Below are 19,550 nucleotides of genomic sequence, written 5' to 3'. Positions count from 1 at the left end.
CGTAACTCATTGTTTACCAAGGAGTTTTCCGTTTCGACTGCGCCGGAAGTGGGGCGAATTATAGGCTTCCAGAATCTGCGGTCAAGCGTTAATTACACTTTCGTTGCAGAAGGTGCTTTTTTTGCAATAAGGCGAGGGATTCGACGCATCAAGGGCGGAATCCGTAATACGAGGAGCAGCGTACCTATAGAAGCATAGATAGCCCACTCCTTCAGATCAGCCCGCACAATCCACAACATATGCAGTAGGCCAAGCCCCAGAATCACATAAACAAGGCGATGCAATTTCTTCCAGCGGCTACCCAGCCGACGCTGGCTATAGCGATTGGACGTTACCGCCAACACCAACAACGCCAAGAAGCCCAACGCCCCGACAATAATGTAAGGCCGCTTACGTAACTCCACGCCCAACTGTGACCAATCAAGACCCAGGACAAACACACAATAGGCAGCCAGGTGCAGCACGACATAAGCGAAGCACCACAAACCAAGCTGGCGGCGCACAGCAATCCACCCCGCCCAACCACTGAGCTTCTGCAGTGGCGTCATACCCAGGGTAACCAACAACAGGATCAACGTACCCAAGCCGAGTCGATCAACCAATACCTTGCCCGGGTCCGGCCCCAGCGCAAAGCTCCACGCTTGATATAGCCATAACAACGGCCACACCGCCGCAGCGATAAAGATGCCAATGCGCCAGATGGGGTAACGCATCAGTAGTTCTTCCGCAGATCGAGACCGCTATAAAGAGAAGCAACCTCCTCTGAGTAGCCATTGAACATCTGCGTTTCACGCACATTGGGACTGAACAGGCCACTCGGCAAGCGACGCTCGCGCGCTTGGGTCCAACGAGGATGATCGACTGTCGGGTTCACATTTGCATAAAACCCATACTCATCCGCCGCAATGCTCTGCCAGGTGGTTTTCGGCTGCTCGCTTACCAGGCTGATCCGCACGATTGACTTCACGCTCTTGAAACCGTACTTCCACGGCACAACCAGACGCAACGGCGCGCCGTTCTGATTCGGCAGCTCCCGCCCATACATACCAACAGCAAGAATCGCCAAGGGATTCATTGCTTCATCCAGACGCAACCCTTCTACATACGGCCAGTCGATCAAGCCGAAACTCGAACGCTGCCCAGGCATGCTCTTGGGATCCTGAAGGGTTTCGAAGCGAATGTATTTGGCCTTGGAAGTTGGCTCAACCTGCTTGAGCAAGGCAGAGATTGGAAAGCCTATCCATGGAATGACCATCGACCAAGCTTCCACACAGCGCAAACGATAGATCCGCTCTTCCAATTGATAGGGCTTCATGAAGTCTTCCAAGGCATAACGCCCCGGTTTTGCAACCTCACCATCAATCACCACGCTCCAGGGCTCGGTCTTGAGTGAGCCTGCATTGTTCGCAGGGTCGCCCTTATCTGTGCCGAACTCATAGAAGTTGTTGTAGTGGGTGGCATCCTTGAATGGCGTAATGGCTTCGTCTTTAGCCGTCACTGCCTGCCATTTGGTAGCCGGCAGTTTCTCGGCAAACCAATCAGGCGCTTTGCCCGGTTCAACGTCGGCATAACGCGCAGCATCCTCGGCACTGGCCCAACGCGGCAAGCTGCTGGCGGCAATACCCGCCAACGCACCACCGAGTAAGCTGCGGCGAGAGAGATAAAAAGATTCAGGCGTGACATCCGATTCATGACAATCGGACGCTTTAGACAATTTGATTAACATGGCAACTCCGCAGCATTGGAGGACTGATGCACCAATAGACTGCGGAGTATGGGGGAAATTACATTAAGGCAACGTTTTGTCCCGACGCAGATGCAGCAGGTACTGAATCGGCCCCGAGACGGCATAAACCAGAAATGCCAACAGCAGGATACGCGGCGGATCACTGAAGACCACGGCGAACGCCAGCACGACCACCAGGATAGCCACGAAGGGAACGCGCCCCTTAAGGTCCAGCTCCTTGAAGCTGTTGTACTTGATGTTACTGACCATCAACATCCCGGCCGCAGCGACCATCAAGGCCACCAGGAACGACATTTTCGATCCCTGGATGCCATAGTCACTAAACGCCCAGACGATCCCCGCCACTACACCCGCCGCCGCCGGACTGGCCAGGCCGATGAAGTAACGCTTGTCGGCAGTTCCTACCTGGGTATTGAAGCGTGCCAGACGCAACGCCGCGCCCGCGACATAAATAAAGGCAACCATCCACCCCACCTTGCCCATATCACCCAGCGCCCAGGCGAATGCCAAAAGCGCCGGAGCAACACCAAAGGCAACCATGTCCGAGAGCGAGTCGTACTCGGCACCGAAGGCACTTTGAGTATTGGTCATACGCGCCACGCGACCATCCAGGCCGTCGAGCACCATGGCGACAAAGATCGCAATGGCAGCAAAGCCGAAATACTTGCTGGCACTCGCAGCATCACCCGCCGCCAGCGCGCTCTGAGCACTCATGGAGTTGATAATGGAATAGAACCCGGCGAACAGGTTCGCCGTGGTGAACAGGTTGGGCAAAAGATAGATGCCACGATGCCGGACCTTGCGGCCTTCCGCGTCATGCCCTTCTTCGACATGCTCATCGATCGGCAGCAGGCTTTCGGCGTCAGAAGCCTGGCTTGGCTCTTCGGGACGTTCGCTCATGGACTTTACCTTGCAACGGTGTGAAAAATTCGACAAATACTCGCGGCGAGTGTTCGCACGCAAACGATGCAGCTTTATACCAGAACCGGCCTCTCAAACGAAAAAACGCGGCCTAGGCCGCGTTTTCTCTTGATGCGCTCGACTTAGTTTTTGGCTTTGTCGACGATCTTGTTGGCACCGATCCACGGCATCATCGAGCGCAGTTGCTCGCCGATCACTTCGATACCGTGAGCAGCGTTGTTACGACGCTTGGCGGTCATCGAAGGGTAGCCGGTAGCGCCTTCGCTGATGAACATTTTGGCGTACTCGCCGTCCTGAATACGTTTCAGGGCGTTGCGCATGGCCTGACGGGACTCGGCGTTGATCACTTCCGGGCCAGTCACGTACTCGCCGTATTCGGCGTTGTTGGAGATCGAGTAGTTCATGTTGGCGATACCGCCTTCGTACATGAGGTCAACGATCAGCTTCAGTTCGTGCAGGCATTCGAAGTAGGCCATTTCCGGCGCGTAGCCAGCTTCAACCAGGGTTTCGAAACCTGCTTTGACCAGCTCAACGGTACCGCCACACAGAACGGCTTGCTCGCCGAACAGGTCGGTTTCGGTCTCGTCCTTGAAGGTAGTTTCGATGATGCCGGTACGACCGCCACCCACGCCGGCAGCGTAGGACAACGCAACGTTCTTGGCGTTGCCGGAGGCGTCCTGGTAGATAGCGATCAGGTCTGGAATACCGCCGCCTTTCACGAACTCGGAACGTACGGTGTGACCTGGCGCTTTTGGCGCGATCATGATCACGTCCAGGTCAGCGCGCGGCACAACCTGGTTGTAGTGAATCGCGAAGCCGTGGGAAAAGGCCAGGGTGGCGCCTTTCTTGATGTTCGGCTCGATTTCGTTTTTGTACAGCGAGGACTGGAACTCGTCCGGAGTCAGGATCATGACCAGGTCGGCAGCCGCAACAGCGGAAGCAACGTCAGTCACTTTCAGGCCGTGAGCTTCAGCCTTGGCAACAGTGGCCGAGCCTTTACGCAGGTCAACAGTCACGTCAACGCCGGAATCTTTCAGGTTGCAGGCTTGCGCGTGACCTTGGGAGCCGTAGCCGATGATGGCGACTTTCTTGCCCTGGATGATCGACAGGTCACAATCTTTATCGTAATAAACTTTCATGAGGTTCCTCTATATATCCAGGCCGTAAGGCCATTCACTAATTTGGGTTAGATGCTGAGTACTTTGTCGCCACGGGCAATCCCGGTGACACCACTGCGTACCGTTTCCAGAATCGAGGCCGTCCCGATCGACTGGATGAAGCTGTCCAGCTTGTCGCTTGTACCGGTCAGTTGAACGGTATAAACGCTGGCACTCACATCGACGATCTGCCCGCGATAGATGTCGGTAGTGCGCTTGATCTCGGCACGTTGAGCACCCGTGGCCTTGACTTTAACCAGCATCAGCTCGCGCTCGATGTGGGCACTTTCCGACAGGTCGACCAGCTTGACCACTTCGATCAGCTTGTTGAGGTTCTTGGTGATCTGTTCGATCACTTCATCATGACCCACGGTGGTCAACGTCAGGCGCGACAGGGTCGGGTCTTCGGTCGGGGCCACGGTGAGGCTTTCGATGTTGTAGTTGCGTTGCGAAAACAGGCCGACAACACGAGACAGAGCGCCGGGTTCGTTCTCCAGAAGCAGGGAGATAATATGCCGCATGATTAAGTACGCTCCGTCTTGTTCAGCCACATGTCGCGCATAGAGCCGTCTTTGATCTGCATCGGATAGACGTGCTCGCTGGTATCCACCTGAATATCGATGAACACCAGGCGGTCTTTCATGGCGAACGCTTCTTCCATCTTCGGCTTTAGATCTTTCAAATCAGTGATGCGAATGCCGACATGGCCATAGGCTTCAACCAACTTGATGAAATCCGGCAACGATTCCATGTAGGAATGGGAGTGACGGCTACCGTAGCTCATGTCCTGCCACTGACGAACCATGCCCAGTACGCCATTGTTCAAGCAGACGATCTTCACCGGAAGGCCGTACTGCAGGCACGTCGACAACTCCTGGATGTTCATCTGGATGCTGCCTTCGCCGGTGACGCAGGCAACGTCGGCATCCGGGAAGCTCAGTTTCACCCCCATGGCCGCGGGAAAACCGAAGCCCATCGTGCCCAGGCCACCGGAGTTGATCCAGCGGTTGGGCTTGTCGAACTTGTAATACTGCGCGGCGAACATTTGGTGCTGACCTACGTCGGAGGTCACAAAGGCATCGCCCTTGGTCACTTCGCACAGGGTCTCGATCACGGTTTGTGGCTTGATGATGCTGCCGTCGCCCTTGTCGTAAGGGAACAAGCCGCGATCGCCGCGCCATTCATCGATCTGCTTCCACCAGCTGGCAACGGATTCCTTGTTCGGCGTCTCGCCGATGTCCTTGAGCGCGGCGACCATTTCGGTCAACACGCTTTCCACCGGCCCAACGATCGGCACGTCGGCCTTGATGGTCTTGGAAATGGACGCCGGGTCGATGTCGATGTGAATGATCTTGGCATTCGGGCAGAACTTGCTCGCGCCGTTGATCACACGGTCATCAAACCGTGCGCCCACCGCCAGGATCACGTCGGCGTGGTGCATGGTCAGGTTGGCGGTGTAGCTGCCGTGCATGCCGAGCATGCCGACAAACTGACGATCCGTGCCTGGAAATGCGCCGAGGCCCATCAGGGTATTCGTGACCGGCAGGTTGAGCATCTTGGCCAGTTCGGTCAACGGTGCGGAACCGCCGCCCAGAATCACGCCACCGCCCGAGTACAGCACTGGGCGCTTGGCCGCCAGAAGCATTTCTGCTGCCTTGCGGATTTGCCCAGAGTGCCCACGCACGGCCGGGCTGTAGGAGCGCAGCTTGGCTTTCTTCGGGAAAACGTATTCGAATTTTTCAGCCGGGTTGGTCATGTCTTTCGGGATATCGACCACTACAGGACCCGGACGACCGGACTGAGCGAGGTAGAAGGCCTTTTTCATGACTTCCGGGATTTCCGACGCATGCTTGATCATGAAGCTGTGTTTCACGATCGGCCGGGAGATACCGATCATGTCGGTTTCCTGGAATGCATCGGTACCGACCATGGTGCTAGGCACCTGGCCAGAGATGATCACCATCGGGATAGAGTCCATATACGCAGTCGCGATGCCGGTAATGGCATTGGTTGCGCCTGGGCCAGAGGTCACCAGTACCACACCGGCTTTACCGGTGGCACGGGCATAACCGTCAGCCATATGGGTCGCGGCCTGTTCGTGGCGAACCAGGATGTGGGTAACAGCCGGCTCCTTGAACAGTGCGTCGTAAACATGCAGCAGAGCACCACCTGGGTACCCGTAGATATAGTCGACGCCTTCGTCACGCAAAAAGCGGACGAGCATCTCACCGCCAGATAAAAGCTCCACGTTGTTCACCTCTAAAACGCCAGAATACCGTCCGTTGAAAACCGACGGGTCTTAATAGGTTTACTTCTCAACAGAGCATGAGCGACGGTGGTCGCCGACTACGTCAGCACTGACTGAGCAAGTATTGGGATCGTCCCAAGTGTTGCGGGCTTTTCCCACCCAGCGCGAGGTAACGCGTTGCGGGTGTAACAGGTCGGCGCGGATGTGCGCCTCATGATCTGCCGAGCGGGCCTGCTTCTGGCAGTCCCGATACAGCGGACTTTGGATTCTTGTGTTTCAGGCCCTTCAAGTCAAGCAATAATTGCGCTTTTTTCCAACTAAGCGCATGAGAACGTAGAAGAAAGGCCTTTGAGGAGGGATAAAACTCGCCTGAATGTCGTCAAGCGGTAGAAATATGCGCAAGACTGCCGAAAAACCCGGCAGTCAGGCAATTAACGAGCGTCGACGATCAATTGATCGAACTTTTTCAGCGCATTGCGCAATCCAAGGCTCTCGCGTGGCCGATCGGCGTAAACCATCTCTGCCATTTCGAGGATGCCCGAGGCATTGGGCAACGGCAGGTCCTGTTCGAGGATCTGCTTCATACGTGCCAGGAAGATCCACTGCAGCCACTGATGGAAATCCAGTGTGTCCACCGAAAACGGCTCGACGCTGCTGAGCGCCTGCGCACTGGGGGACACTTCGTCCCACCAGCCCTGCACGCGCAACTCGCGCTCGATCAGCAATAACTGTTCGGCTATCGCGGGAAACCGTGCATCCATCAGAGGTTGACCTTGGCTTTTTGACGGGCCTGCGCAGCGCCGGCGGCATCGCCTTGCGCAGCACGTGCATCACCAATCAGAGCCCACAGGCTGGCTTGCAGGTCGGGACGACCATTGGCCAGCGAGAGCCCACGACGAGCGAACTGCTCGGCTTGCGGCGCATCCCCCTGGGCCATGCGGACCTGTGCCAGGCGGTACAGCACTTGCGGCTCGCGAGGCGCAACGCGTTGCGCGCGCTCAAGGCTGGACGACGCACCGTTCAAATCGCCCCCCGCCTGTTGTTGCTGCGCAGTGGTCAGCAGCGCCAGCACCGGGCCATCCAACTGCTCATCAGCCGACAGGCCGCCCGCATTGGAAGACGAAGGAATGCCACTCGGCGTCGACGGCATCGTGTAGGTGCCTTGGTTGACCGGCGCCGCCTGAATCGGCGCAGCGTCGATCGGCCCGGAAGTGCTTGGCCCTGGCGTCCACGGCTCCGCACTGATCGGCGCCGACGTGGCAGCACCGCCGCCCGGCACCATCACTACAACGCCCGAATCCTGAGGCATGGCCTGCGGCTTGGCTTGCGCCGGACGGTTGGTCACGGTCTGGCGGAAACCGCCATCGGCCGAGATGCGGTCGTTATTGGAAACGGCCGTGCTCGAGTCCACCACGGGAATGGAGCCGCGCTGCACGCTGGAACAGCCGCCGAGCAAAGCCAGAACTGTAATCGCTGGAATACACCACTTGTTCACTTGAAACCCTCTTTGCTTAATTCATCCAGCCCTTGACCCAGTCCATCACCGATTCCGCGTCAGCGGGGGCACCGCCACCGCACGCAGCTCCAGGAGGTGGTTCGCTGCCGCGAATATACGGCATCTGCACCGCGCCCGGGCAGTTGGCATCGGAGCCTTGACCTGTGTGCGGATCAATCCAGGCCTGCACGATGTTATCCGGCTGCGGCATGTTTAACGGCAGCGGGTCGGCCTTGCGCATGAAACTGGTCCAGACCTGCAGCGCACCGGTCGCACCGGTAAACGGCGTCTTGCCATTATCGTCACGACCCAGCCACACCACCGCCAGCACGTCCTGACCAAAACCGGCGAACCAACTGTCACGTGAGTCGTTACTGGTACCGGTCTTGCCCGCCAACGTGAGGTTGGACGGCAGCACTTTATAGACAGAACTGCCGGTACCTTCACGCATCACGCGCTGCATCGCGTTCTGGATCAGGTAGATCGAACCCGCATCGAAACGCTGCTGGATCTGGAACGGGTAGCGCTTGAGCGGCTCACCTTCAGCGGTCAGCACACTGCGAATCCCGCGCATAGGGGTATTGAAACCGCCGTTGGCGAGGGTCTGATACATGGTCGCGACTTCCATCGGCGTCATTGCGCCAGCACCCAGCAGGATCGACGGAAAGGCCGGGAACTCACGGGTAATACCCAGTCGCGCCAGGGTCTTGAGAACATTCGGCACGCCCACTTCAAGGCCCAGGCGCGAAGTGGAAATGTTGTAGGAATGCGCCAGCCCCTGGTACAGGAATACGGTGCCATGGGAGCGGCGATCGAAGTTCTGCGGCGTCCACACCTGGCCATCCCCGCCTTTGACCGACAATGGGTCATCCGACAGCCAACTGGTCAGGGTGTATTTGCTCGGTTTTTCCAACGCCGTCAGGTAGACCGCCGGCTTGACCAGCGAGCCGATCGGCCGCACCGCATCCAGAGCACGGTTGAAGCCGGCAAAGCTGGCCTGGCGACTGCCGATCATGGCCTGGACTTCACCCGTTTCCGGGTTGGTCACCACCATCGCCGCTTCTACTTCATCGGAACCTTTACGGCCCGTCAGACGCTTGAAGGTGTCGTTGACCGACGCTTCCGCTTTCATCTGCAGGATCGGGTCAAAACTGGTAAAGATCCGCAGGCCTTCTTCGGTCAAGTCTTCGTCGCGGTAATCTTCACGTAACTGGCGTTTAACCAAATCGATGAAGCCGGGGAAAGAGCTGTCCGCCAATTTGCCACGAGTGGTCACACCCAATGGCATTTTCTTCGCTGCTGCAACTTGCTCAGCGGTGGCCACACCCTGCTGCTCCAACACATCAAGCACCAGGTTGCGACGCTCCAACGCACGCTCAGGGTTGCGGCGCGGGTTGTAGTAGGACGGGCCCTTGACCATGCCCACCAACAAGGCGACCTGATGCAACTTCAGCTCGGACAGCGGCTGACCGAAGAAGAACTGGCTGGCCAGACCGAAACCGTGTACCGCACGCTGGCCATCCTGGCCGACGAAGACCTCGTTGAGGTACGCCTCGAGGATTTCCTGCTTGCTGTAGTGCAGCTCAAGCAGCATCGCCATCATGGCTTCGGTGAGTTTGCGGGTCAGGCTGCGCTCGCTGGTCAGGTAGAAGTTCTTGACCAACTGCTGGGTCAGCGTACTGCCGCCCTGAGTCATCTTGCCGCCGGAGGTGTTGATCCAGATCGCGCGGGCAATCGACTTCGGCGAGACGCCCCAGTGGCTATAAAAGTCGCGGTCCTCGACGGCAACCAGGGTTTCAAGCAGATACGGCGGCACCTGATCAAGCTTGATCAAGATGCGATCTTCAAGGTTCTTCGGGTAAATCCCACCGATCATCAGTGGTTCGAGGCGCACCACCGGTAGCTTAGAGCCGTTGAGCGATGACAGCTCCGCCACATAGTCACCGGAAAAACGCACGCGTACCGGCTGGGCTTTTTCCAGGCCTTCATAGAATTGAAAGCCGCGGGTATTCAGGTCGACCGTATTACCGCTGACAGCCGCCGCGCCCGGCCCGTTGCTCACGGGTTCACGACGGTAGCCCAGGGCATCGAGCTCAGTGAGGAAGTCATCCTTGCTCAGCTTCTGGCCAGTGAACAGCTCCAGCGGGCGCGCGTACACCTTGGCCGGAATGGTCCAGCGCTTGCCGGAGAACTTCTCCTGGACCACGGCGTCGAGGTACACCGCGACGCCTGCGAGCACCACAAGGCCCACAAGGCCGAGCTTGAGCGCCCAGCCGAGCCACGGACGCAGGCCACTGGAAGGAGGTTTTTTACGGGAACGGGGAGATCGGGTTCGAGTCATGGCGGCGGATTATACGCACTTTATTGATGTTCAACATGAGCCCGACAGCGGTTTGCACGACCGCCCGTAGCGGCCATAATGCCCGCCATGATTTCCCCCAGACTCTGAAGGATCGCCCGTGAGCCAAACACTGATCGCTGCCCTGCAAAACCCGGCTTTATACCCTCATCCGGTTGAAGCGTTCCACGTCATCGAAACCCATATTTCGTGGGTAGTGCTCACGGGGCCTTACGCTTATAAATTGAAGAAGCCGATGAACTTCGGCTTTCTGGATTTCACCGATCTGGAAAAACGCGGCCACTTTTGCAACGAAGAACTGCGCCTCAACCAACGCTTGACCCAGGATTTGTATCTGGACGTGCTGCCGATTACCGGTACGGCCGACACACCTCGATTGGGCGGTGAAGGGCCGGTGATCGAGTACGCACTGAAGATGCGTCAGTTCCCGCAAAGCCAATTGCTCAGCACTTTGCAGGCCAACGGCGAGCTGACCAGCGTACACATCGATGAGATGGCCAAACAAATTGCGCACTTTCATCTCACCGCACCAAAGGTCCCGCAGGAACACCCCGCCGGTACCGCGAACGAAGTGATGGCACCGGTTCGGCAGAACTTCGATCAGATTCGCCCGTTTCTCAGCGATAAAGCCGACCTGGCCCAACTGGAAGCGCTCCAAGCCTGGGCCGAAAGCAGCTTCGCACGCCTTAAACCCCTGCTGGCACAGCGCAAAATCGACGGTTTCACTCGCGAGTGCCACGGTGACATTCACCTGGGTAACGCCACCTTGATCGATGGCCACGTAGTGATCTTCGACTGCATCGAGTTCAACGAACCGTTCCGTTTCACCGACGTGTACGCCGACACCGCGTTCCTGGCCATGGACCTGGAAGACCGCGGCCTCAAGTCCCTCGCTCGCCGCTTCATCAGCCAATACCTGGAGCTGACCGGCGATTATCAGGGCCTTGAACTGCTGAATTTCTACAAAGCCTACCGCGCACTGGTACGCGCCAAGGTGTCGCTGTTCAGTATGCCGAGCGAGGCAAGCCCGGTGCAGCGCGCCACCACCCTGCGTCAATACCGCAACTACGCCAACCTGGCGGAAAGCTACAGCACCATTCCTTCGCGTTTCCTGGCGATTACCCACGGCGTGTCCGCAGTGGGCAAAAGCCACGTCGCCATGCGCCTGGTAGAAGCACTGGGGGCCATACGCTTGCGGTCGGACGTGGAGCGCAAGCGCCTGTTCGGCGAGCAGCAGGTAGAAAACACCCCGCAGGCGGGTATTTACACCACAGATGCCAGCGCCAAGACCTACGCTCGCCTGAATGAAATCGCCGACACCGTGCTACGCGCCGGTTTCCCGGTGGTGCTGGATGCCACTTTCCTCAAGCGCGAGCAGCGCGACGCAGCCGCCAAGGTTGCCGAAGCCACTGGCGCTCCCTTCCTGATCCTGGATTGCAACGCGCCATCAGCTGTTATCGCCAGTTGGCTGGCACAACGTCAGACAGATAAAAATGATCCGTCTGACGCTACGCTGGCCGTTATTGAAGAACAGCAGGCCAACCGTGACCCGCTGACCGCTGAAGAGCTGCTGCTGAGCAAATGTGTCGAGACCAACCAAAGCGGAACCCTCGATGCGTTGGTCGCACAAATTCGTCAACGCCTGCCTGGTCTGTAAGAAAAATTTCTTGGGCGTGTCGTCTTCTTGGGCGCACGCCCCAGCAATAGTGGCACTATAATGGCGTCATAAATCCAACAGGAGGTGCCCTCATGAGTCAGCCTAAGCTTCTTGATACCCCGCTCTACGCGCTCCTGCATAAAGACGATATTCGAGGTTTCAATCATCAACGCCCGAAAGAAGGCGTCATCGACATGCGCGGTGGCGACTTCCGTGGGCTGGACTTACGCGACCTGCACGCGGATGACGTGGATTTCACTGATGCGTACTTCCGCTCCGCCGATCTGCGCGGCCTGGATTTGCGTCACTGCTCGCTGGAGGGCGCCAGCCTGGCCCATGCACAGATTTCGGGCACCTACTTCCCGCCTGAGTTGACCGCCGACGAAATCCTTATGTCGGTCAACTTCGGCACCCGCCTGCGCTATCGCACCAAGTAATACATCCGCCCAAGGCCCGACTACGCGCAATGCGTAGCGGGCGCTTTACCCTGCCCGCCGTCAAAATCCCCGCGCCATTCTTATAAGCTTTTGGGCCGTTTCGGACCAAAGAACCACGCTTTTCCTACTGAGCGCTACACTCCCTTTCAGGCTTGCCTGGTCACGATACCCACCGCACCATTCGGCCGTTGCAAGGAGGCTTGATGAACGATGAGCTGCAACACCTGAAGAACCTCGGCAAGACATCAGCACAATGGCTGCATGCGGTGGGCATCCACAGTGCATCGGACTTGCGTCGCCTGGGGGCGGTCGATGCATATCGAGCCGTAAGGACCCGTGGCTTCCGGGCCTCCAAGGTTTTGTTGTACGCCATTGAAGGCGCCTTGATGGATGTGCACTGGAACGACATTCCTGCGGAGCGCAAGGAAGCATTGAACCGGCAACTGGAGGCGATTGCAGCGCGCCAGAAAATTTAAAATGGCCGGCAAACCCAAGGTCTACGCGGGTTTCGAACAGATGTTTGAGAAAAAACCAAAAGCAGGCAAAAACAACTGTTGACTCACAAATGAGAATCGTTATGATTATCACAACTGGTCGCGAGATCAGCCGATAACTGAAAGACCATTGGTTCGGACTCTCAGATTATCTCCTCATCAGGCTAATCACGGTTATTTGACCCGGCTCTTGCCGGGTCTTTTTTTGCCTGCGCGAAAGCTGGCATCACCGCGTGATAATCAACGGATGCCCACGTTCCGGATGCGGCTGCACCAACACATCCAGCCCAAACACCGCTTTAAGCGGCTCGGGCCGCATCACCTGTGCCGGCATATCCAGAGCATGCGGGCGCCCCTTCTCCAGCAGCAAAATGCGGTCACAGTAACGCGCGGCCAGGTTCAAGTCGTGAAGGATTACCAGCACCGCCGCCCCGCGATCGGCAAACGCCCGAATAGCCTGCAAGGTCGTGTGTTGGTGTAGAGGATCAAGCATTGATGTGGGCTCATCCAGCAACAAGGTCTGCCCCGCCTCTCCAGGCCATAGCTGCGCCAGCACGCGCGCCAGGTGCACGCGTTGACGCTCCCCGCCGGATAACGCCAGGTAACTGCGGCCCTTCAAGTGCGCGACATCCGCCGCCTGCAAGGCCGCCTGGATGATTTCGTCATCGCGTACGCGGCCGGTTTGATGAGGTAAACGGCCCATGCCGACCACCTCTTCGACACGGAACGCAAAATCCAGGGTCGAGGTTTGCGGCAACACCGCCAGTCGCTGTGCACGCTGCGATCCGCTCCAGTTTTCCAGCGCTTGCTGATCCAGCCACACCTTGCCCTGATTGGGGCGTAACTCACCGCATAACGCACCGAGCAGCGTACTTTTCCCGGCGCCGTTGGGGCCCAGCACGCCGAGCACTTCGCGCGGCAGCAGGTCCAGGGTGATATCCGCCAGCACAGTCTTGCCGCCGCGACGAATCTGCAGGTCTTGCACACTCAACATCAGGCACGCCCCCGCAACAACAGGTAAAGAAAAAACGGCGCGCCAATGAACGCGGTCACGATACCGATGGGCAGTTCAGCCGGTGCCAAGGCCAGCCGCGCGACCAGATCGGCAAACAACAGCAAACTCGCGCCCGCCAATACCGAAGCCGGCAACAACACCCGGTGATCAGGCCCCGCCAGCAACCGCACCAAATGCGGCACTACCAGCCCGACAAAACCAATCATGCCCGCCGCCGCCACCGCAGCCCCTACCCCCAAGGCAGTGCAGAACACCAATTCACGCTTGAGCCTTTCAACGTCAATTCCAAGATGATTGGCCTCGGATTCACCCAGCAACAATGCATTCAGTGCTTTCGCCCGGCGCGGCAACCACAGCGCCACCCCAGCGCTGACCAGCAGCAACGGCCACAACCGCGAATAACTGGCACCGTTGAGGCTGCCCAGATTCCAGAACGCCAGAGTGCGCAGAGTGGCGTCATCCGCCAGGTAGGTGAACAGGCCTACCGCCGAACCGGCCAACGCCGTAAGGGCGATACCCGCGAGCAGCATCGTCGCGACATTGGTCTGGCCGTTATGCCGCCCCAGGCGATAGACCAGCGCGGTAACGCCCAACCCGCCCAAAAAAGCGCACAACGACAGCAAGTAGGGCCCGAGTGCATCCGGCAGCCCACCCAACAGCGAACCGCCGACAATCGCGATAGCCGCCCCCAGCGCCGCGCCACTGGAAACGCCCACCAAACCCGGATCTGCCAGCGGGTTGCGAAACAGCCCCTGCATCGCCACGCCCGACAAGGCCAATACGCCACCCACCGCCAGGCCAGCAAGGTTCGCGGCAGACGAATCTGCCCCAGGATCAGTTCAGCCTGCTCCAAACCTTGCGCTTCGATCGGCACGCCGACCAACCGCAACGCCGCCTTGAGCGTATCCAGCAACGGCAAACTCACCGGCCCCAGTGCCAACGAGAGCCAGGTCGCTAACACACACAACAGCGACAGCCCGACAAACAGTGTTTTCGGTTTAACCAGAGAGGTCATGGGGAAGGCTTGGCCTGAGGCGGATAAAAGCCGCTGGATAAATGCACCAGGCTTTGCGGCAGGCGCGGCCCAAGCCCGCCCACCAACAGCGTCGGATCCAATTCAAATACTCGCCCATTCTTTGCGGCAGGCGTTGAAGCCAGGATCGGATTTTCCTTGAACAACGCCGCGCGTGCCGCATCCCCCGTAAGGGCACGGTCAGCAAATACCAGTACATCCGGGCTCAACCCTGCCAGCGACTCCACGGAAAACGGTTTGTAACCACTATGGGTGGCCAAGTTATGCCCACCCGCCTGCTGCAGCACCCAATCGCCCGCCGTGTCTTTACCGGCGATCAACGGCTTGCCCCCGGCATGGCCGATCAGCAGCAACACACCCGGCGCCTTTTGCGTGGACCGGGCCTTGGCAACCCAGTTTTTTTGCTGAACCAGCGCCTGTTCATATCCGGCAAACAATTCGCGGGCCTTGGTTTCGTCCCCGAGTAATTTGCCCAGGTGTTGAAGATTGCCGTTCAAGCTCGGCAGATCTGGCTGCGCGGAGAACATTTCGACCTGGACACCTGCGTTGCGAATCTGCGCCAGCACCGGCGGCGGCCCCATCTCTTCGGTACCCACCAACACCTGGGGGCGCAGGCTGAGAATACCTTCGGCCGACAACTGCCGCTGATAACCAATGCTGGGTAGGGCCTTGAGCGATTCAGGATGCTGACTGGTGGTATCCACCCCCACCAGTTTCGACTCGCCGCCCAACGCCGTCACCCATTCAGACAGCGCCCCACCGGCACTCACCCAGCGTTGTGGCGGCTCAGAGGCTTGCGCCCCGGGGTTGACCAGCAGTCCGACAACAAGCGCAATAGCGCTGGCACTCAGGCGCATAACAGGGTTTCCTTCCAGAAGCAGGGCCTCTTGAGCGCTCACGAATGTGACAGATAATCCCTGCCAGGCATCGAACCGAGTACCCAGTCAGCAAACGGGCGAAGCCGGCATTTGATAATTGTTTGCATTTGAACGTCAAGGCACTTAAGGATTGTAATGAAGTTTCTCTGCCCCTCTGATGAGCTAGCGCCAGACAGCAGCCGCGGGTTTGATATCGACGGCTGCAAGCTATTGGCGGTGCGCCGGGAGGGCATTGCCTACTTCTATATCAACCGCTGCCCCCATCGAGGCATCCCCCTGGAATGGCACCCTGATCGCTTCCTCGACGACAGCGCCAGCCTGATCCAGTGCGCCACCCACGGTGCACTGTTCCTGATCGAGAGCGGCGAATGCATCGCAGGCCCGTGCGCCGGCAAGAGTCTCATTGCGCTGCCCGGCCGTGAAGACGAACAAGGCCTGTGGGTAGACGTCTAGTCGAGCAGCACGTCCAATCGGCGGTCCACGCCAATTTCCTCGGATGTCACCCGTACGCCATAGGCCAGCACTTCCACGCCGGCCGCCTTGGCTTCGCGCAGGGCCGCAGCGTAGATGGCGTCGATTTCCACCGCCGGGCGCACCGCATCAATGCCCGACAGGTTGACGCAATACAACTGCACCGCCCGCACACCCTGCCGCGCCAGGTGCGCCAGCTCGCGCAGATGCTTGGCGCCACGCTGGGTCACCGCATCGGGGAAAGCGGCAACCCTGCTGTCGTCAAAGCCCAGGGTGACGCTTTTAACTTCCACGTAGGCCGCGCCGTCCGGGTATTCCAGCCGGAAGTCGATCCGACTTTTCTCCTGACCGTAGGGCACTTCACGCTTCAATGCGGTGAAGCCGTTGAGTTCCGTGATCACGCCCGCGCGCAACGCTTCCTCCACCAACTGATTGGCGCGCGCCGTGTTCACACATGCCAGGCGCCCTTGCGGTGTTTCGGCAATTTCCCAGGTACCAGGCAATTTACGCTTGGGGTCACTGGAACGGCTGAACCAGACCTGCCCGCCTTCGACCATGCAATTGAGCATGGAACCGGTGTTTGGACAGTGAATGGTGAGCAACTCGCCGGTAACGGTTTCGATATCGGTGAGAAAGCGCTTGTAGCGCCGGATCAGCCGACCCTCTTCGAGGGGAGGATAAAAACGCATCAGCCTTGCCAACTCCGCAGACCACGGGCAATTCGCTCTACGGCTTCCTGTAGGCGCTCAAGGTTTTGGGTGTAGGCAAAACGCACGTGGTGGCCGGCTTGATAGCGACCAAAATCCAATCCGGGGGTAAAGGCGACGTGTTCGGTTTCCAGGAAGTGACGACAAAACGCGAAGGCATCACCGCCGAACGCGCGGATATCGGCGTACAAATAGAATGCACCTTGCGGCTCTATCGCGATGCCGAAACCCAGTTCGCGCAGGGCCGGCAATAGAAAGTCGCGACGGCGGCCAAATTCGGTGCGGCGCTCTTCCAGAATGCTCAGGGTTTGCGGGGTAAAGCAGGCCAGCGCCGCATGCTGAGCCATGCTGGGTGCGCTGATATAGAGGTTCTGCGCCAGTTTTTCCAGTTCACTTACCGCCGCCGGCGGGGCTACCAGCCACCCCAGGCGCCAGCCGGTCATACCGAAATACTTGGAAAAACTATTGAGCACGAAGGCATCGTCGTCGACTTCCAGCACACTCGCGGCGTCTGTGCCGTAAGTCAGACCGTGATAGATCTCGTCCACCACCAGATGGCCGTCACGTGCCTTGATCGCGCTCGAAAGCCCAGCCAACTCGTCCCGCGTGAGCATCGTCCCGGTAGGGTTGGCCGGAGAGGCGACCAGCGCGCCTACGCTGTCCTGGTCCCAGTGCTTGGCGACCAGGTCGGCAGTCAACTGGTAGCGCACTTCAGGGCCCACGGGCACCAGTTGGGCGGCACCTTCAACCAGCCGCAGAAAGTGCCGGTTACAGGGGTAACCGGGATCTGCCAGCAGCCAGTGCTTACCCGGATCGACCAGCAGGCTGCTGGCCAACAACAACGCGCCGGAACCGCCAGGCGTGATCAGAATGCGCTCGGGGTCTACGCACAATCCGTAACGCTGCTGGTAAAACCCGCTGATGGCTTCGCGCAACTCCGGCAAGCCACGAGCGGCCGTGTAACGGGTCTTGCCATTGGCCAGCGCCGCCTGGCCGGCCTGGATAATCGGCTCGGCGGTAGTGAAATCCGGCTCGCCGATTTCCAGGTGGATCACATCATGGCCAGCAGCCTGCAGCTCATTGGCCCGCGCCAGCAATGCCATGACATGAAAAGGTTCGATGGCGCGACTGCGCGCACTGTAGGGCTGAGCCATTAGCCTTCCTTAACGGTGAGGACAAAATCCGGATTCTACCGAACCCTGGCGCTAAAACATGCTCTATTGCCTGTTCGGCCGCCTGTGTGGTCCGGGCAAGCGCGTACAAAACGACTAAAATCAACATCCGAGCCGAGACATACCCAGCCACGACAGGCGATTGCAGTTTGCAACCTCTGCGCGACGGGCCTCGACAACCGGGAGTGGCGCACCCCGAATCTATCTGGTAAGTTCGCCCGCTTGCAGCCGCAGGGCCGGCAGGTGTCGGTGACGTTGCAATCCTGCGCAATGGATTAGAAGAGTGAGAGGCGGTCTATTCATGTCCACCCAAGACAAGCAAAACATCAGCGGCTTCGAACCTTACGTAGAAAAGAAAGGTGAGGAGTACATGGGCGAGCCCATGCGCGCGCATTTCACCAAGATCCTGAACAAGTGGAAACAGGACTTGATGCAGGAAGTTGACCGCACCGTTGACCACATGAAGGACGAAGCAGCCAATTTTCCTGACCCGGCCGACCGTGCCAGCCAGGAGGAAGAATTTGCCCTCGAACTGCGCGCCCGTGACCGCGAGCGCAAGCTGATCAAGAAGATCGACAAGACCCTGCAACTGATCAAGGACGAAGAATACGGCTGGTGCGAATCCTGCGGCGTCGAGATCGGCATTCGCCGCCTGGAAGCCCGCCCGACTGCGGACCTGTGCGTAGACTGCAAGACCTTGGCCGAAATCAAGGAAAAACAGGTCGGCAAGTAATCCTGCCGGGCTGAACGAATGGGGCGTGCGAACGCCCCATTTTTGTTTCTGGCGTTTACCGATTTTCCAGTAGTATCCGGCCCATGACAGCCTCTACCTATATCGGGCGTTTTGCCCCCACGCCCAGCGGCCATTTGCATTTCGGCTCACTGGTCGCCGCCCTCGCTTCTTACCTTGACGCCCGCGCCCACAAAGGCCGTTGGCTGATGCGCATGGAAGACCTTGACCCTCCCCGCGAAGAGCCCGGCGCACAGGCTGCGATTCTTCATGCATTGGCAAGCTATGGTTTCGAATGGGACGGTGAACTGGTCCGACAAAGCGAGCGGCATGATGCCTACGCCAAGGTATTGAACGACCTGTTCAACCATGGCTTGGCCTACGCCTGCACCTGCTCGCGCAAACAGCTGGAACCCTATAACGGGATCTATCCCGGCCTGTGCCGCAATGCCGGCCATGAGCAGCAGAATGCGGCCATCCGCTTGCGTGTTCCTGAGCTGGAATACCACTTTACCGACCGCGTGCAAGGCGAATTCCGACAACACTTGGGCCGCGATGCAGGAGACTTCGTTATCCGTCGCCGTGACGGTCTCTACGCCTACCAACTGGCCGTGGTGCTGGATGATGCCTGGCAAGGCGTTACCGATATCGTGCGCGGCGCCGACCTGCTCGATTCCACCCCGCGCCAGCTGTACCTGCAAGAGCTGCTGGGCCTGCGCCAACCACGCTATTTGCACGTGCCATTGATCGTCCAGCCGGACGGTAACAAGCTGGGCAAGTCCTACCGTTCACCGCCGTTGACGCCAGGCCAGGCCACCCCCTTGCTGGTCAGGGCCTTGCGCGCGCTCGGCCAGCAACCGGCGGCCGAACTGCTTCATGCCAGCCCGCGGGAGCTGCTCGACTGGGGCATCGAGCACTGGGATGCCACACTGATCCCACGCACACTGACGCTGGCCGAGGCGCAATTGAGCTGAAGGCGCTTGCAGCTTGCCCGGCATCCGTTACCATCGCCGCAGTTTTTTAATCAGA

The 19,550-nt window shown here is 58.7% G+C and carries 19 protein-coding genes and 1 pseudogene; 6 read left to right on the top strand and 14 right to left on the bottom strand.

Annotation, left to right across the window (positions count from 1 at the left end; translation table 11 throughout):
• Positions 1-92 precede the first annotated feature (92 nt).
• The 9 genes from msrQ to mrcB form a co-directional block, all read right to left on the bottom strand.
• Positions 93-713: a protein-methionine-sulfoxide reductase heme-binding subunit MsrQ gene (gene msrQ / locus AB4O23_RS08510; protein WP_017528759.1), complete on the bottom strand. Its 621-nt coding sequence runs from the start codon at positions 711-713 to the stop codon at positions 93-95.
• Complete coding sequence (gene msrP / locus AB4O23_RS08505; RefSeq protein ID WP_065876801.1) at positions 713-1,726, bottom strand: protein-methionine-sulfoxide reductase catalytic subunit MsrP; 1,014 nt, start codon at positions 1,724-1,726, stop codon at positions 713-715. Before msrP ends, msrQ begins: the two co-directional genes overlap by 1 nt.
• A 63-nt stretch (positions 1,727-1,789) precedes the next feature.
• A complete protein-coding gene (gene pssA, locus AB4O23_RS08500; protein WP_065876800.1) occupies positions 1,790-2,647 on the bottom strand; it encodes a CDP-diacylglycerol--serine O-phosphatidyltransferase in 858 nt (285 codons plus the stop codon).
• 143 nt (positions 2,648-2,790) lie between these two features.
• Entirely contained in the window at positions 2,791-3,807 is a 1,017-nt protein-coding gene (gene ilvC / locus AB4O23_RS08495) for a ketol-acid reductoisomerase (protein ID WP_460138473.1), read from the bottom strand.
• Positions 3,808-3,854: 47 nt separating this feature from the next.
• The gene (ilvN, locus tag AB4O23_RS08490; protein ID WP_003176102.1) at positions 3,855-4,346 is read right to left on the bottom strand and encodes an acetolactate synthase small subunit; all 492 of its coding nucleotides are present in this window, start codon (positions 4,344-4,346) and stop codon (positions 3,855-3,857) included.
• Positions 4,347-4,348: 2 nt separating this feature from the next.
• Positions 4,349-6,073, bottom strand: a complete 1,725-nt coding sequence (locus AB4O23_RS08485; protein ID WP_026067331.1) for an acetolactate synthase 3 large subunit — start codon at positions 6,071-6,073, stop codon at positions 4,349-4,351.
• Between the two features lie 431 nt (positions 6,074-6,504).
• The gene (locus tag AB4O23_RS08480) at positions 6,505-6,834 is read right to left on the bottom strand and encodes a YqcC family protein (RefSeq protein ID WP_017528763.1); all 330 of its coding nucleotides are present in this window, start codon (positions 6,832-6,834) and stop codon (positions 6,505-6,507) included.
• Positions 6,834-7,568, bottom strand: coding sequence for a tetratricopeptide repeat protein (locus AB4O23_RS08475; RefSeq protein WP_460062862.1), 735 nt, complete (start codon positions 7,566-7,568; stop codon positions 6,834-6,836). Before AB4O23_RS08475 ends, AB4O23_RS08480 begins: the two co-directional genes overlap by 1 nt.
• Before the next feature lie 16 nt (positions 7,569-7,584).
• Positions 7,585-9,909 carry a penicillin-binding protein 1B gene (mrcB, locus tag AB4O23_RS08470; RefSeq protein ID WP_017528765.1) on the bottom strand — a complete coding sequence of 775 codons (2,325 nt, stop codon included), beginning with the start codon at positions 9,907-9,909 and terminating at the stop codon, positions 7,585-7,587.
• A 118-nt stretch (positions 9,910-10,027) separates the two neighbouring features.
• Between mrcB and AB4O23_RS08465 the strand changes: the two genes are divergently transcribed.
• The 3 genes from AB4O23_RS08465 to AB4O23_RS08455 all read left to right on the top strand — a co-directional run bounded on the left by AB4O23_RS08465 (position 10,028) and on the right by AB4O23_RS08455 (position 12,497).
• Entirely contained in the window at positions 10,028-11,584 is a 1,557-nt protein-coding gene (locus AB4O23_RS08465; protein ID WP_065876798.1) for a bifunctional aminoglycoside phosphotransferase/ATP-binding protein, read from the top strand.
• Positions 11,585-11,676: 92 nt separating this feature from the next.
• The gene (locus tag AB4O23_RS08460; RefSeq protein ID WP_017528767.1) at positions 11,677-12,021 is read left to right on the top strand and encodes a pentapeptide repeat-containing protein; all 345 of its coding nucleotides are present in this window, start codon (positions 11,677-11,679) and stop codon (positions 12,019-12,021) included.
• Between the two features lie 203 nt (positions 12,022-12,224).
• Positions 12,225-12,497 (top strand): TfoX/Sxy family protein, encoded by a 273-nt coding sequence (locus tag AB4O23_RS08455; protein ID WP_017528768.1) that lies wholly within the window; start codon positions 12,225-12,227, stop codon positions 12,495-12,497.
• 244 nt (positions 12,498-12,741) lie between these two features.
• On the opposite strand, the gene AB4O23_RS08450 is transcribed toward AB4O23_RS08455, so the two are convergent.
• From AB4O23_RS08450 to AB4O23_RS08440, 3 genes and pseudogenes are all read right to left on the bottom strand, one after another.
• Positions 12,742-13,509, bottom strand: a complete 768-nt coding sequence (locus AB4O23_RS08450) for a heme ABC transporter ATP-binding protein (RefSeq protein WP_065876797.1) — start codon at positions 13,507-13,509, stop codon at positions 12,742-12,744.
• Positions 13,509-14,491: pseudogene (locus tag AB4O23_RS08445) on the bottom strand (FecCD family ABC transporter permease). The gene AB4O23_RS08450 and the pseudogene AB4O23_RS08445 overlap by 1 nt, the downstream one beginning before the upstream one ends.
• A 50-nt stretch (positions 14,492-14,541) precedes the next feature.
• Positions 14,542-15,420, bottom strand: coding sequence for a heme/hemin ABC transporter substrate-binding protein (locus AB4O23_RS08440; protein ID WP_065876796.1), 879 nt, complete (start codon positions 15,418-15,420; stop codon positions 14,542-14,544).
• A 156-nt stretch (positions 15,421-15,576) separates the two neighbouring features.
• On the opposite strand from AB4O23_RS08440, the gene AB4O23_RS08435 reads away from it, so the two are divergent.
• The gene (locus AB4O23_RS08435; protein WP_017528772.1) at positions 15,577-15,894 is read left to right on the top strand and encodes a Rieske (2Fe-2S) protein; all 318 of its coding nucleotides are present in this window, start codon (positions 15,577-15,579) and stop codon (positions 15,892-15,894) included.
• On the opposite strand, the gene sfsA is transcribed toward AB4O23_RS08435, so the two are convergent.
• The gene (gene sfsA / locus AB4O23_RS08430; RefSeq protein WP_017528773.1) at positions 15,891-16,601 is read right to left on the bottom strand and encodes a DNA/RNA nuclease SfsA; all 711 of its coding nucleotides are present in this window, start codon (positions 16,599-16,601) and stop codon (positions 15,891-15,893) included. The genes AB4O23_RS08435 and sfsA overlap by 4 nt on opposite strands.
• On the bottom strand, positions 16,601-17,773 hold the full coding sequence (locus tag AB4O23_RS08425) for a pyridoxal phosphate-dependent aminotransferase (RefSeq protein ID WP_065876795.1): 1,173 nt from the start codon (positions 17,771-17,773) through the stop codon (positions 16,601-16,603). The genes sfsA and AB4O23_RS08425 overlap by 1 nt, the downstream gene beginning before the upstream one ends.
• 319 nt (positions 17,774-18,092) lie before the next feature.
• Between AB4O23_RS08425 and dksA the strand changes: the two genes are divergently transcribed.
• The gene (gene dksA / locus AB4O23_RS08420; RefSeq protein WP_065876794.1) at positions 18,093-18,524 is read left to right on the top strand and encodes an RNA polymerase-binding protein DksA; all 432 of its coding nucleotides are present in this window, start codon (positions 18,093-18,095) and stop codon (positions 18,522-18,524) included.
• 83 nt (positions 18,525-18,607) lie between these two features.
• Positions 18,608-19,495: a tRNA glutamyl-Q(34) synthetase GluQRS gene (gluQRS, locus tag AB4O23_RS08415; RefSeq protein ID WP_065876793.1), complete on the top strand. Its 888-nt coding sequence runs from the start codon at positions 18,608-18,610 to the stop codon at positions 19,493-19,495.
• Positions 19,496-19,550 lie beyond the last annotated feature (55 nt).

The organism is Pseudomonas sp. H2_A10, assembly GCF_054680085.1.
This window is presented reverse-complemented; position numbering and strand designations above follow the sequence as displayed.

Excerpts from the sequence above, each read along its gene's own strand:
- gluQRS (WP_065876793.1), top strand. The coding sequence starts at position 18,608 with ATGACAGCCTCTACCTATATCGGGCGTTTTGCCCCCACGCCCAGCGGC.
- sfsA (WP_017528773.1), bottom strand. The coding sequence starts at position 16,601 with ATGCGTTTTTATCCTCCCCTCGAAGAGGGTCGGCTGATCCGGCGCTAC.
- msrQ (WP_017528759.1), bottom strand. The coding sequence starts at position 713 with ATGCGTTACCCCATCTGGCGCATTGGCATCTTTATCGCTGCGGCGGTG.
- msrP (WP_065876801.1), bottom strand. The coding sequence starts at position 1,726 with ATGTTAATCAAATTGTCTAAAGCGTCCGATTGTCATGAATCGGATGTC.
- AB4O23_RS08435 (WP_017528772.1), top strand. The coding sequence starts at position 15,577 with ATGAAGTTTCTCTGCCCCTCTGATGAGCTAGCGCCAGACAGCAGCCGC.
- AB4O23_RS08455 (WP_017528768.1), top strand. The coding sequence starts at position 12,225 with ATGAACGATGAGCTGCAACACCTGAAGAACCTCGGCAAGACATCAGCA.
- ilvC (WP_460138473.1), bottom strand. The coding sequence starts at position 3,807 with ATGAAAGTTTATTACGATAAAGATTGTGACCTGTCGATCATCCAGGGC.
- dksA (WP_065876794.1), top strand. The coding sequence starts at position 18,093 with ATGTCCACCCAAGACAAGCAAAACATCAGCGGCTTCGAACCTTACGTA.
- pssA (WP_065876800.1), bottom strand. The coding sequence starts at position 2,647 with ATGAGCGAACGTCCCGAAGAGCCAAGCCAGGCTTCTGACGCCGAAAGC.
- AB4O23_RS08480 (WP_017528763.1), bottom strand. The coding sequence starts at position 6,834 with ATGGATGCACGGTTTCCCGCGATAGCCGAACAGTTATTGCTGATCGAG.
- AB4O23_RS08440 (WP_065876796.1), bottom strand. The coding sequence starts at position 15,420 with ATGCGCCTGAGTGCCAGCGCTATTGCGCTTGTTGTCGGACTGCTGGTC.
- ilvN (WP_003176102.1), bottom strand. The coding sequence starts at position 4,346 with ATGCGGCATATTATCTCCCTGCTTCTGGAGAACGAACCCGGCGCTCTG.
- AB4O23_RS08450 (WP_065876797.1), bottom strand. The coding sequence starts at position 13,509 with ATGTTGAGTGTGCAAGACCTGCAGATTCGTCGCGGCGGCAAGACTGTG.
- AB4O23_RS08425 (WP_065876795.1), bottom strand. The coding sequence starts at position 17,773 with ATGGCTCAGCCCTACAGTGCGCGCAGTCGCGCCATCGAACCTTTTCAT.
- mrcB (WP_017528765.1), bottom strand. The coding sequence starts at position 9,909 with ATGACTCGAACCCGATCTCCCCGTTCCCGTAAAAAACCTCCTTCCAGT.
- AB4O23_RS08460 (WP_017528767.1), top strand. The coding sequence starts at position 11,677 with ATGAGTCAGCCTAAGCTTCTTGATACCCCGCTCTACGCGCTCCTGCAT.